Source organism: Streptomyces sp. SID3212, from assembly GCF_009865405.1.
Taxonomy (GTDB): domain Bacteria; phylum Actinomycetota; class Actinomycetes; order Streptomycetales; family Streptomycetaceae; genus Streptomyces.
The window spans coordinates 1-11,873 of record NZ_WWJY01000514.1 but is presented as its reverse complement, the minus strand read 5'-3'; the positions used below and the strand labels follow the sequence as shown (position 1 = coordinate 11,873).

Annotated in this window: 12 protein-coding genes and 1 pseudogene; 7 read left to right on the top strand and 6 right to left on the bottom strand. The window is 70.2% G+C overall.

From position 1 onward, the window contains the following. The 3 genes from GT042_RS15535 to GT042_RS15525 all read left to right on the top strand — a co-directional run. On the top strand, positions 1-739 hold a 739-nt coding region (locus GT042_RS15535; protein WP_161309303.1), incomplete at its 5' end, for a VWA domain-containing protein. Continuing rightward, positions 739-1,338 carry a cob(I)yrinic acid a,c-diamide adenosyltransferase gene (gene cobO, locus GT042_RS15530; RefSeq protein WP_161309302.1) on the top strand — a complete coding sequence of 200 codons (600 nt, stop codon included), beginning with the start codon at positions 739-741 and terminating at the stop codon, positions 1,336-1,338. The genes GT042_RS15535 and cobO, both read left to right, overlap by 1 nt. Then, complete coding sequence (locus GT042_RS15525) at positions 1,332-2,735, top strand: cobyrinate a,c-diamide synthase (RefSeq protein ID WP_161309301.1); 1,404 nt, start codon at positions 1,332-1,334, stop codon at positions 2,733-2,735. The genes cobO and GT042_RS15525 overlap by 7 nt, the downstream gene beginning before the upstream one ends. Before the next feature lie 8 nt (positions 2,736-2,743). On the opposite strand, the gene GT042_RS15520 is transcribed toward GT042_RS15525, so the two are convergent. After that, the gene (locus GT042_RS15520) at positions 2,744-3,508 is read right to left on the bottom strand and encodes a ZIP family metal transporter (protein ID WP_161309300.1); all 765 of its coding nucleotides are present in this window, start codon (positions 3,506-3,508) and stop codon (positions 2,744-2,746) included. A gap of 39 nt (positions 3,509-3,547) precedes the next feature. Between GT042_RS15520 and GT042_RS39080 the strand changes: the two are divergent. The 3 genes and pseudogenes from GT042_RS39080 to GT042_RS15510 all read left to right on the top strand — a co-directional run. Continuing rightward, positions 3,548-3,940: pseudogene (locus GT042_RS39080) on the top strand (cobalamin biosynthesis protein); the annotation flags it as partial. A gap of 177 nt (positions 3,941-4,117) precedes the next feature. Beyond that, positions 4,118-5,179, top strand: coding sequence for an Rv2231c family pyridoxal phosphate-dependent protein CobC (cobC, locus tag GT042_RS15515; protein WP_237530830.1), 1,062 nt, complete (start codon positions 4,118-4,120; stop codon positions 5,177-5,179). A gap of 851 nt (positions 5,180-6,030) precedes the next feature. Then, on the top strand, positions 6,031-6,651 hold the full coding sequence (locus GT042_RS15510; RefSeq protein ID WP_161309299.1) for an SMI1/KNR4 family protein: 621 nt from the start codon (positions 6,031-6,033) through the stop codon (positions 6,649-6,651). Positions 6,652-6,716: 65 nt separating this feature from the next. Here GT042_RS15510 and GT042_RS15505 read toward each other — a convergent pair whose 3' ends face one another. Then, entirely contained in the window at positions 6,717-8,249 is a 1,533-nt protein-coding gene (locus GT042_RS15505) for a hypothetical protein (RefSeq protein WP_161309298.1), read from the bottom strand. Further along, positions 8,219-8,647 (bottom strand): hypothetical protein, encoded by a 429-nt coding sequence (locus GT042_RS15500; RefSeq protein WP_161309297.1) that lies wholly within the window; start codon positions 8,645-8,647, stop codon positions 8,219-8,221. The genes GT042_RS15505 and GT042_RS15500 overlap by 31 nt, the downstream gene beginning before the upstream one ends. Before the next feature lie 526 nt (positions 8,648-9,173). Here GT042_RS15500 and GT042_RS38195 point away from each other — a divergent pair. Next, positions 9,174-9,338: a hypothetical protein gene (locus tag GT042_RS38195; RefSeq protein WP_202532812.1), complete on the top strand. Its 165-nt coding sequence runs from the start codon at positions 9,174-9,176 to the stop codon at positions 9,336-9,338. Positions 9,339-9,593: 255 nt separating this feature from the next. On the opposite strand, the gene GT042_RS15495 is transcribed toward GT042_RS38195, so the two are convergent. The 3 genes from GT042_RS15495 to GT042_RS15485 form a co-directional block, all read right to left on the bottom strand. Further along, positions 9,594-10,007 carry a bacteriocin fulvocin C-related protein gene (locus GT042_RS15495; RefSeq protein ID WP_161309304.1) on the bottom strand — a complete coding sequence of 138 codons (414 nt, stop codon included), beginning with the start codon at positions 10,005-10,007 and terminating at the stop codon, positions 9,594-9,596. A 400-nt stretch (positions 10,008-10,407) separates the two neighbouring features. After that, complete coding sequence (locus tag GT042_RS15490) at positions 10,408-10,644, bottom strand: hypothetical protein (protein ID WP_161309296.1); 237 nt, start codon at positions 10,642-10,644, stop codon at positions 10,408-10,410. Positions 10,645-11,053: 409 nt separating this feature from the next. Further along, the coding region (locus GT042_RS15485; RefSeq protein ID WP_161309295.1) for an SCO1860 family LAETG-anchored protein at positions 11,054-11,873 on the bottom strand (820 nt) is incomplete at its 5' end.

Sequence of the window (11,873 nt, the reverse complement as noted above, 5' to 3'; positions counted from 1 at the left end):
GGGCGCACTGACCAAGCTCCACCTCGCCGCCACCGTGCAGGCCGCCGCACCGCACCAGCGGGCGCGCGGTCGCAGCGGGCCCGGCCTGGTCATACGCAAGGACGATCTGCGGCAGGCGACGAGGGAGGGGCGCGAGGGCAACCTCGTGCTGTTCGTGGTCGACGCCTCCGGGTCCATGGCCGCCAAGCGGCGGATGGGCGCGGTGAAGGGCGCGGTGCTCTCGCTGCTGCTGGACGCGTACCAGCGGCGCGACAAGGTCGGGCTGGTGACCTTCCGGGGCAAGGACGCCGAGGTGGCGCTGCCCCCGACGTCGTCCGTGGACGCCGCGGCGGCCCGGTTGGAGTCGCTGCCGACCGGGGGCCGGACCCCCCTGGCCGCCGGGCTGTTGAAGGCGCACGACGTGCTGCGGGTGGAGCGGCTGCGGGATCCCGCGCGCCGGCCGCTGCTCGTCGTGGTGACCGACGGACGGGCGACAGGCGGCGCGGATCCGGTCGCACTCGCGGCGCGCGCCGCCCGGCTGCACGCGTCGGAGGGAACCGCGTCGGTGGTCGTGGACTGCGAGTCGGGGATCGTACGGCTCGGGCTCGCCGGAACACTCGCCGGCGATCTGGAAGGCACGTGCGTCACCCTGGACGAGCTGCGGGCCGACAGCATCGCCGGGCTGGTCAGGGACGTACAGGGCGCGCATGGCGTACAGGGCACACAGGGCGTACAGGGCAATCGACGGAGGGCCGCGTAATGCCGCAGGGACAGCCGGAGACCGTACCGGACGACGGGCTCACCACCCGCCAGCGCCGCAACCGCCCGCTCGTCCTCGTCCACACCGGGGTGGGCAAGGGCAAGTCGACAGCGGCGTTCGGGCTGGCGCTGCGCGCGTGGACGCAGGGGTGGCCGATCGGGGTGTTCCAGTTCGTGAAGTCGGCGAAGTGGAAGGTCGGGGAGGAACAGGCGCTCAAGGTGCTGGGGGCGAGCGGCGAGGGCGGTTCCGTCGCCTGGCACAAGATGGGCGAGGGCTGGTCGTGGGTGCAGCGCGACAGCCAGCTGTCCAACGAGGAGGCGGCGCGCGAGGGTTGGGAACAGGTCAAGCGCGACCTGGCGGCGGAGACCCACAAGCTGTACGTGCTCGACGAGTTCATGTACCCGCTGCACTGGGGGTGGGTGGACACGGACGAGGTGATCGAGGTGCTGCGTACCCGGCCCGGCACCCAGCATGTGGTCGTCACGGGCCGCAACGCCCCCGAGAAACTGGTGGAGTTCGCGGATCTCGTCACGGAGATGACGAAGGTCAAGCACCCGATGGACGCGGGGCAGAAGGGCCAGAGGGGCATCGAGTGGTGAGTGTCCCCCGGCTGGTGATCGCCGCGCCGTCGTCGGGCAGCGGGAAGACCACGGTCGCGACCGGGCTGATGGCGGCCTTCTCGGAGCGTGGACTCGCCGTGTCCCCCCACAAGGTGGGGCCCGACTACATCGACCCCGGCTATCACACGCTCGCGGTCTCGGCGGGCGGTTCCGGGCGGCCGGGGCGCAACCTGGACGCGTACATGAGTGGTACGGCCCTGATCGGGCCGCTGTTCGCGCACGGCGCGGCGGGGTGCGATCTTGCCATCGTGGAGGGGGTGATGGGCCTCTACGACGGCGCGTCAGGGCAGGGCGAACTCGCCTCCACCGCCCAGGTGTCGAAGCTTCTGCGCGCCCCGGTGGTGCTGGTCGTGGACGCCTCGTCGCAGTCGCGTTCGGTGGCGGCGCTGGTGCACGGCTTCGCGTCCTGGGATCCGGAGGTGCGGATCGGCGGGGTGATCCTCAACAAGGTCGCCTCGGACCGGCACGAGCTTCTGCTGCGTGAGGCGCTGGACGAGTCGGGTGTCCCGGTGATGGGGGTGCTGCGGCGGACCGAGCACGTCAGCACGCCCTCCCGCCACCTGGGCCTGGTGCCCGTCGCCGAGCGGCGCGCGGACGCGGTGGGGTCGATGCGGGAGCTGGCCGGGCGGGTGCGCGACGGGTGTGATCTGGAGGCGCTGCTGGCCCTGGCGCGCAGCGCGCCCCCGCTGGACGTGACCCCGTGGGGCCCGGAGGCCGAACCGGTCGGCTCCCGGCTCGCCCAGCTCCCCCAGCCCTCCCGGCTCTCCCGGCCCTCCCGGCCGGTGGTCGCGGTGGCCGCCGGGTCCGCGTTCACGTTCTCGTACGCCGAACACACCGAACTGCTCACGGCGGCCGGCGCGGACGTCGTGCCCTTCGACCCGCTGCGGGACGAACAACTGCCCGACGGCACAAGGGGGTTGGTGATCGGCGGTGGTTTCCCCGAGGTGTACGCGCCGGAGCTGTCCGCCAACGAGCAGCTCCGCAAGGCCGTTGCCGAACTGGCCCACTCCGGGGCGCCGGTGGCGGCCGAGTGCGCGGGGCTGCTGTATCTGGCGCGGTCGCTCGACGGGAAGCCGATGTGCGGGGTGCTGGACGCCGACGGGCGGATGTCGGGGCGGCTGACACTCGGCTACCGGGAGGCGGTGGCCGTCGGTGACAGCGCGCTGGCCGAGGCGGGGACGCGCGTACGGGGACACGAGTTCCACCGCACGGTGCTGGAGCCCGGCGCGGGCGCGGCGCCCGCCTGGGGGGTCGTGCACCCCGAGCGGCGCCTCGAAGGCTTCGTACGGCACGGCGTGCACGCCAGCTACCTGCACACGCACTGGGCGGCGACCCCCCTGATGGCGCGGCGGTTCGTGGAGCGGTGTGCCGGATGACGTGCCCGTCAGCCGGCGATGCCCACCACCAGCCAGATGAACGCCGCGCCCGCGATCGTGCACAGCACCGTGGAGCGCGCCGGATGCTCGTGGTGCGCCTCGGGAAGGATCTCGGCGGCGGCCAGGTAGAGCAGGGCGCCGCCGAAGAACCCGAGATAACTGCCGAGCAGCTCCTCGGGGAGCGTGAACAGCAGCGTCGACGCGGCGCCCACCACCGGCGCGACGGCGTCCGCGACGAGCATCGTGAGCGCCTTGCGGCGGTCGTTCCCGTACAGGCTGGTCAGGGTGTACGTGTTGAACCCGTCGGCGAAGTCGTGGGCGACGACGGCGAGCGCGACGGCCGCGCCCATGCCCCCGCCGACCTGGAAGGCCGCGCCGAGCGCGATGCCGTCCATCAGGCTGTGGCCGACCATCGCGGCGGCGGCCGTCAGCCCGACCTGCGGCACACGGGCGTGGGCATGGCTGTCGTGGCCGTCGAGCGCCTCGCTCTCCTTCGGGTCCGCGCCGTGGGACGCCTGGCGGACGGCCAGCAGCCGTTCCACCAGATGGGCGACGAGGAAGCCGCCCACGAACAGCAGCAGGGCCTGCGGTACGCCGAAGATCTCCTCGCCCGCCGCGCGCATCGCCTCCGGCAGGAGGTCGAGCCCGACCACCCCCAGCATCAGCCCGCCCGCCAGGCCGAGCACGAGGTGCCGGCGGTCGGTGACGCGTTGCGCCGTCCAGCCTCCGAAGAGGGTCATGAGGAACGCGCCGAGCGCGACGAAGACCGCCATGGGCCCCTGCTTAGCCGATCGGGCCCCTCCCGCGCACATCCGGGGTCCCCGCTGGTCGTCGGCGTCGGGGCCCGCGCGGGCGTCCCCGCCGGCGAAATGATCGGCCTGATCGAGGAAACCCTGCGGGACGCGGGGCTCGTGGCGGACGACGTCGTGGAACTGGCGACCGTCGACGCCCGCGCCGGTGAGACGGGAATCACGGCCGCCGCCGCGCGGCTCGGGGTGCCGGTACGGGGGTACGCGGCGGCCTTCCTCGCGGGAGTCGCCGTACCGAATCCGTCCCCGGCGCCGCTCGCCGCCCTCGGCACGCCGTCCGTCGCGGAGGCCGCGGCGCTCGCCCGTGGCGGCGAACTCCTCGTACCGAAACGGACCTCACGGCCCCCCGGCCGGGCCGCCTCCGCCACCTGCGCGGTCGCCCGCCACCCCGGCCGGGTGTAACGGATGGGCCTGGACACGGCGCAGGTGTAGACGGTAGACAACAGCGGCCACGCGGTACACCGCGGGGCGCGTCGTGACGCCCCGGTGACCCCGGGGCATTCGGAAGGAGCCCGGTGACCCCCATAACCGCCGTCCCCCCTCTGTACGGCTACGAGCGGGCCTGTGGCAGCCATGTCTACGCGCGCTGACACGCATGACCTCGGGCATCACGGCGACGCCGAGGTACGGGACTGCTCCGGCGCGCTCGTCGACCTCGCGGTCAACGTCCGTACCGGCACTCCCCCGGCCTGGCTGCGTGCCCGGATCGCGGACTCGATCGGCGGGCTCGCCGCGTACCCCGACGGGCGGGCGGCCCGCGCGGCGGTCGCGGCGCGGCACGGGCTGCCGGTGGAGCGGGTGCTGCTGACGGCGGGGGCGGCGGAGGCGTTCGTCCTGCTGGCGCGGGCGATGCGGGTCGCGCGGCCGGTGGTCGTGCACCCCCAGTTCACCGAGCCGGAGGCGGCGCTGCGGGACGCGGGGCACACCGTACGGCGGGTCCTGCTCCACGCCTCGGACGGCTTCCGGCTCGATCCGGCGGCGGTGCCGGAGGACGCGGACCTGGTGGTCCTGGGCAACCCCACGAACCCGACGTCGGTACTCCACCCGGCCGCCGCGATCGCCTCGCTGGCCCGGCCGGGGCGGACGCTGGTGGTGGACGAGGCGTTCATGGACGCGGTGCCGGGTGAGCCGGAGGCCCTGTCCGGCCGCGTCGACGTGCCCGGCCTGGTGGTGATCCGCAGCCTCACGAAGACGTGGGGCCTGGCGGGGCTGCGGATCGGGTACGTCCTGGCCGCCCCGGAGACCATCGCCGCGCTGGAGCGGGCGCAGCCGCTGTGGCCGGTGTCGACGCCGGCGCTGGCGGCGGCGGAGGCGTGCATGTCGCCGGCGGCGCTGGCGGAGGCGGAGTCGGCGGCGTGCCTCATCGCCCTGGACCGCCGCCACTTGCTCGCGGGGCTCGCGGAGTTCGAGGAGGTACGGGTGGTCCCGGCGGCGGCGGGTCCCTTCGTCCTCCTCCACATGTCCCGGGCGGACGCGGTCCGGACGCGGCTGCGGTCCCTGGGGTTCGCGGCGCGGCGGGGGGACACGTTTCCGGGTCTGGACGGGAGGTGGGTGCGGGTGGCGGTACGGGACCGAGCGACGACGAACCGTTTCTTGCAGGCGCTCGACCAGGCGCTTGTTGCCGTGGGCCCGTAGCGGTGGGGTGTCAGGCCTCGCGGCGCTGCACAGACCCTCCGTGGCCCTGTTGCCGCGGCCGTCCGCGATCGACACCTGGCCCTTCCGGAGAGGGCGCGGCGCGAAGTGCCGCACACCGCCGACGGATTCTGTGCTGAGGAGGGACAGCGTCAAGCAGCACCGATCCCGCGATGACCGTTCTCGTTCGTCGTTTCATCTCTCGTCCCCCCGGCGGCCGTGTTCCGGTGACTACCAGTCGGCCTACCCACTCCACCCGAGATCGGCCTCCATCTCATAGCGGTTGGCAGTGGAGTGCACCGACTCGCGCTTCTCCAGATCCGGTCCGAACTCCTCAGCGGTTGCGTCCCGCGACCATGTCGATCTGCGTGCGGGTGCCGGGGCGCGCATCAAGGAAGCCGCCCAGCAGCGTTGGGTCCGACAGGTGCTCCAGGCTGTACCAGGACACGTAGCGGTCGAGTCATTACGCCTGCTCCGTTCGCGTCAGCGCCCACGTGGCGGTCACCACGGCTCCCGCCGGGTCGGTGTGGAAGTCGAGCCTGCCGTCGAGCTGTGCAAGGGCCGCGTACACGAGGGTGCCCCGATCATCCAGGCCATCGCGAGGGGACCGACCGTTTCCAGGACGGCGGGCAGGTTCAGGCGCTTCCAACCGCCCCGCTCGAGTTCGACTCCGAATCATCCGCACCGGGGGGACCTGGACTGCGTCATGTCTCCGATGACGTCTTCGCGCGTGTGGATGATCGCCAGGACCGAGCCGATGAAGGAGCGGATCGGGTGCGCGATGCGGCACTCGGGGCCGAACGGCCCGGAGTGCGAGGATGGCCGCCAATCGTAGAGGTGAATGGGGAGGGACTGTGAGCGGCCGGCAGTCGGACCAGGAACAGCTTCAGACACGACAGGTAGTTGAGGCGTGGGGACGGATCGAAGCGTGGCTTGCGGAGCATGCCCCGGCTTCCTTCGCCTCGCTGAAGGCAGGTGCGTCCGAGGAGGAGATCACAGCGCTGGAAGACGCTGTCGGTGTTCACGTGCCCGCCGGCGTGAAGGCACTGTGGCGGATGCACGCCGGTGCGGATGCTGTTGCCAGTGCGGTGTTCATGCTGGGCAACTGGGCGCTGACAGGGCTCGATTCCGTGGAGGCCGTGTACCGGCGGCGCATGCTGTTCCAGGTGGAGAACGAGGCAGAGGGATACATGACGTGGAAGGCGCCATGGATACCGCTCTGTTCGTACACCGTGACGGACACCTCCTACGGGCTGTGCGTGGACGGGAAGGACGGCACGATGTGGGAGTGGGAGGAGACCGCGCAGGTGACTCCCCGGTTCGATTCGCTGACCGACTATCTTGAAGAGATGGCCGATGCCCTGGAGTCACCTGCCCTTGCCCTGGGCCCCATGCCGGGAGTAGCCCACGGCGCTCTGATGTGGGGCGAGCCCTCGGACCCCGCAGTCAAAGAAGCATGGGTTCCCCTTGCCTGAGACCGCGCGCGGCGGGGGCCCAGCCGCCGACTGGGCCCCCGCCGCTTGTGGTTCAGCGACTTCGGTCAGACCTTGCGCCAGGCGCAGGTGGTGGCCGCGCTGGTGCAGTGCTCGAAACCGGGGTTGGACAGGAAGAAGCCGTCCTTGTCCAACAGGCGCCAGGACGGGGCAGGATACTTGTTGAATGCCCCGGAGTTCTGTGTAGCAGGGATGGCGGCCCGGCCGCACTCCTCGGTGCCGGTGGGGCCGTTCACCGCGACGCGGGTGTCCGCGAGGAGGCCGAAGTTGGCGCTCCCATCACCCATCTTGTCCGCGTAGAGCTGGGCACACTTGTCGCCGCCGGTGACTTCGTTGACTCCCCCGGGGAAGCCTCCGCTTTCGTGGGTGGAAGCCATGGCGTACTCATCGCACGTTCTTGTTCCCAGGCTGCTGTCACTGGGGTGTGCTGTCCAGCTTGTCGGGCAGATCTTGTCGCGGCTCTTTTTCGAGGTCCATGCTGATCCGTCGGGGCCGGTTGCCGTCGAGTCAGGGCCCAAGTATTGGAGCAGGGAGTCCCACTTCAACGACCCGGAGTGGTCGGGCATCTTCTCCTGCATCAGCCAGTAGTACGCCCCCGCCGCCGGATTCAGGTTGGTGTCGACGGTGTAGGTCGGCTTGAAATAGGGGAGCACGCAACCGGGTGCCGCAGAACCCAGTATGTCGTCGCAGCGGGGGGCAAGCTCCCGTACGAATGCCAGGCCGCTCGTGCCGTAGTCGGCAGTTGCGGGGTTTCCGCCGGCGTTCACAGTGGCGGTGATCGACCAACCGAGATCGATGGTCTCTTTGCCCATGCCGTTCCACTGGGTGGTCACGTTGCCGCGTCGGACTTCGTAGGGGTTGAGGTCGGAGATGCTCCAGTACGCGTCGGCGGGGCTGTTCTGGTCATCGGTCCACCGGACGTTGGACGTGACACAGGCAAGGCAGCTGTTGCCCACGTTCCACCGGAGCGTGACACCTCTGAGGACGGGGTCGATGTAGCTCGGGGTGACGACGATCTGCTGGTCGAACTCGGCGAAGTTGCTGCCGCTGTCACCCTTGGTGGGGTAGGTCTTGATCCGCTGCTCGACGTTGAAACTAGCGGTCCCCAGAGCGGGACTGTCGGGGTCGGTGTCAGTGAAGATCAGCGTGGCGCTACCGATACTCTTCATACAGGCGTCGGTGCGGTTCATGTAATCCAGCCCGGACGGCTTGTCGTAACACCAACCCACCAGTTCGGAGTTCGGGGCAGCCGCCGCGGCCAGGTAGGGGCTCTTCTTCTCATTCTTGTCCGGCGGGTTCAGCTCAATGCAGAGTTTGTGCCCCTTGGCATCGACCGTGGAGCAGGTTCGTTTGGTGCCCGGCTTGGCGTCGCTGGTGGTATCGGGACTTACCCGAGGACGTTTGTTCTTCTTGGCGGTTTCGCGGCTGTCACCGTCCCGGCCAATACCGGCGGTGGTCGGCAGCGCCGGGCCGGGGTCGGACCGCGTGAACTCAACCTCAGTCTGTGCCACCGGGTCGATGGTGGACGAGGTCTGCGGTGCCGGGAAGGTCACATAGGGGTGATCTTGAAATTCGCCCACGGCGACCAGGTGGTCTCGTACAGGCTGCCGTCGTAGGCCGAGGTCCGGAACGCATACAGCACTCCGGGCTTCAATATGCCGTACGCCACCGTTACCTTCGCCGTGCCACCCGAGGCCACGTACGGCGACACCAGCACCCCGTTGGGACCCGTCCCGTCGAGATCGACTTCAGCCTTAGGGGTACCGTCCGCGTTCGTGGTGTACACCTGGAACGTCAGGTTTGCGGTTTCGCCGTCCGCGTCGGTCACCGTGTTCCGCAGGACCACTTCCGGAGTGATGACCTGCCAGACAGTGCCCGACTTCGCGAACTTGGGACCGGCCGAGGGGGTCTTGCCCGACACCGGCCGCGCACCTCCGGCGGCGATTGCCGCCAGATCTTCCGGCCCGGCAGCAGCCACCGCCGCTGGGGAAGTTCCCAGGTCAGATGAAGGCGGTGTGGGGGCAGCTGCCGCAGTGCCCACTCCTGCGAGCAGTGCGAACGCCGCGCCAGCGGCTATGGAACGCCACGCGGGCAAACGTAAGGGTCTCACTTCGTCAATCTCCTTCGAGCGATTCGGCATGTACGCGCCAATAGCCACCACAACACATCCACAGCCAAAGCGGCATGATCAAAATCACGGTTTGCAGGACAGGAACTCTTTCAAGGCAAAGTCCGCTTCCGGCCCCGGTGCGGTGTTGGGTGCCATTCCTCGCGGCGGTTCGAGCCATCAGGTCAATGCCGTCGCCGAACGAACAGATATATGCGTGTGCGGGAGCCTGGAACCGACGTCCCAGGTGGGCGGTTACTGGGAGAGGTCGCCGAGTCTCGCGTTGCAGTTACGCAAAAAGGGGAGCCCGTCTCAGCTTTCGCCGGCACCCTCACTTACTGAGTTCCGCCCACCGGCCACCTCGGTTCGACCACCCGACAGGGAAAGGATTGAACCGGTGGACTCCGCCGTCATCTGGATTCTCGGCGCATCGGGAGTGCTGGCCGTGGTTTTGTTCGTGGTCAAGGGCCTTCTCGACCAGGTCCCCGACATCGCCGAGTCGTGGCACAGAGCTAAGCGGGCGATTCGCAACGAGGAATCGACCGACCGCGGCGAGGTATGAACCCACAGGCACCCGCGAACGGTTGGGATCAGCATGTAGGAGTGCGGGGTGTCGCGCTTCGTGCGACAGAGGGCGCCTGATGTGGGCAGCCCGCTCCGTGGCCTCCCTCTCCTGGTCACGGTGCCATCCCGCGATGGCGGACACCGGCGTCGGCAGGTGGCGCGGGTCGACCGTCTCCCCTGGGCCAGCCGGCCCACCTTGTGGCGGTAGTCGGAGAGGCTGTTCTCGAACTTCGAGCACTGACAGTCGGAGGATTCAGTAGCAGGTGCCGTTGCAGTCGTAGTCCCAGGCCGTCCCACAGTCGTTCGGTATGGTCGCGCACCCGATCTGTGTGCCGCAGTCGTACGGCCATGGGCAGTACGGATTTGCCGTGGAGCAGGTGCAGTTGGCCAGAGCGTCCGCCGGGCCCATGGGCCCGAGCGTCGCCAGGAGCGCCCCGGCTTCCTGTTGTCCGAACACGGCCTTGGCCGACTGCTCCAAGTCACGCAGTTCCGCTTCGGCACCGAGCCGTGGGGAGAAGCCCCGGGACTCCACGGCTATGGCGTCATCGACCACCCTGTCCTGATCGGCGGTCAGGTTCGGGTGCGTTCGGCGATACCAGCGAAAGTGGTCCGCCCAGACTTGGCTGCGTTCCTGTGGGTGAGCACTCGGTGGATGGCCTTGCGGTATTCAAACGGGCGCGTCGCGATGCCGGCATACGTACGGGGCAGACGGTCCAGATTCGCCTCCACCCAAGCACTGGCACGTGCGTGCGGAGACTGGGCCGGCGCGGGTGACTGGGCAGTCGCGACCAGACCGGCAGCCGCGGCGGCCCCGCCGATCAGGCGTAGGAACTGCTTGCGCCTCAGCCCTGCCCCGTCCTGCTGGCGCGCCTCACTCCTGGCGCGTTGTTCGAGTTCTCCCAGGGCCCGTTAGAACCGAGCCGTGGGCCGTGGCCCGAGGTGGAGTACGAGGGCTGTTGCCAAGGACCATCCCGTGTACTCCTTCACGTCGTTCTGACGGACGCGAAGCAGGGTTGGAACCCAGGCGGGGGTGGCTCCCATGCTCTGCCGACGCCATTGCTGAACCCCTAGCCGACCGAGGTGCCGTTGTTGTTGGTGGCGGCCGTACTGCCGTCCACCGCGCCGGAGTCGTACGACAACGACATGGCGGCACGAGACCCGCTGCGGGCTTCACCACTTCCATCGGCTACGACCAGGCGAAGGACCCCGCCCCACCCCCGCCTGCCAGGTCGACGCCGCCGCCAGGGGCGGGCGGAGTAGTCGCCCGAGCCTGCGGGCGACTGCCCGGGGCTCTCGGCGGTCACGGCCAGCACGGTGGGCGACGCGCTCAGCCCGACCGGGCGCCGAACGACGAAGCGAACGGACCGTGGTCCACGGTGGGTTCCGCCGAGCCCTGGCCCTGTGCCGTGGCCGTCAGCAGGACCCCTTCGGCTCCGGCCGCCCATCGGCACGACCTTGACGCCGTCCGACCGCATCGAGAACTCAATGCGCTTGAGTGCCGGATCGGTCGCCGCTTCTGGCGTCTTGGCCACCAGTACCTCACGGAGCCGTCGACTGTGGCCGTCATGCGCAGGTCGACCCCTGTGCAGCACTCACAGCGATCAGGACAGCGGAACCTCGCCGTCTCCGTCGCACCGACCGTCCAGGCACTCTCCCCCACGGAAGAATAGACGGCTCAGGCCTTACCACTCCTGCCCCCAACAGGTGGCACGGCTATCCACGCCGTGACCTCACCAGGATCAGGACCCCCGCACCCAGCGCCAGCAGGAGCGCCGCGCCGCCTGCCAGGAACGGCGTCGTCGAACTGCCGCCCGTTTCCGCCAGATGCTCCGACTGCGGCTTCACATCCGGGTTCGGGGTGGGCTTCGCGGGCGTCCGTGAGGGCGACGGCGGCTCCGCGTCCGCCCGGGGCGTCGCGCACGTCGCCTCCGCCAACGTCACCTCACCCCGTACGTCCGCGACGTTGAGGTTCAGCGGGTTCACCGAGACCCGGAGGGACAGCGCTACCGCCGCCGCCGTCCGGGACGTCCTCGTTGTCTTCGACAGGGCGAGCGTCACGTTCCCGACGCCCGGGACCTCCACCCGCGTCGGGCCCCCCGCGGACAGCGACACACGCTTGCCCAGCACCGTCACGTCGCCGAGCAGCTCGGACTCGGCCACCGGCCGCCTCCCGGTCTCGCAGACCGCCTTGGACGTGACCTGCTGGACCTCGATCAGCGAGAGCAGCGGCAGCCCGGGGACGTGCACCTTCGCGCGGGCGAGGTTCGCGTAACCCTCCGCCTTGCGGTCGTCCACCGTGGCCCGCGACGTCGCCACGTCCGCGCGCAGGACGGTGAACGGCCTGCCCCGGTCGACCCCGTCCAGTTCCACGGTCAACGTGGACCGGTCCGCGTCGGCGGGGGCCCGCACGTCGTTGAGCGCGGCCCGCAGCGGAACGTTCACGGTCCTGTTGAGCAGGGACACGTCGAGCCCGGTCCGCAGGACCACCGCGGTCGCCCGGCCGTCGCCGTGGGTGACGCCCGTGGCCCGCGCG

Bases quoted from the DNA above. Each gene is read 5' to 3' on its own strand.
- cobO (WP_161309302.1), top strand. From the start codon at position 739: ATGCCGCAGGGACAGCCGGAGACCGTACCGGACGACGGGCTCACCACC.
- GT042_RS15520 (WP_161309300.1), bottom strand. From the start codon at position 3,508: ATGGCGGTCTTCGTCGCGCTCGGCGCGTTCCTCATGACCCTCTTCGGA.
- cobC (WP_237530830.1), top strand. From the start codon at position 4,118: ATGTCTACGCGCGCTGACACGCATGACCTCGGGCATCACGGCGACGCC.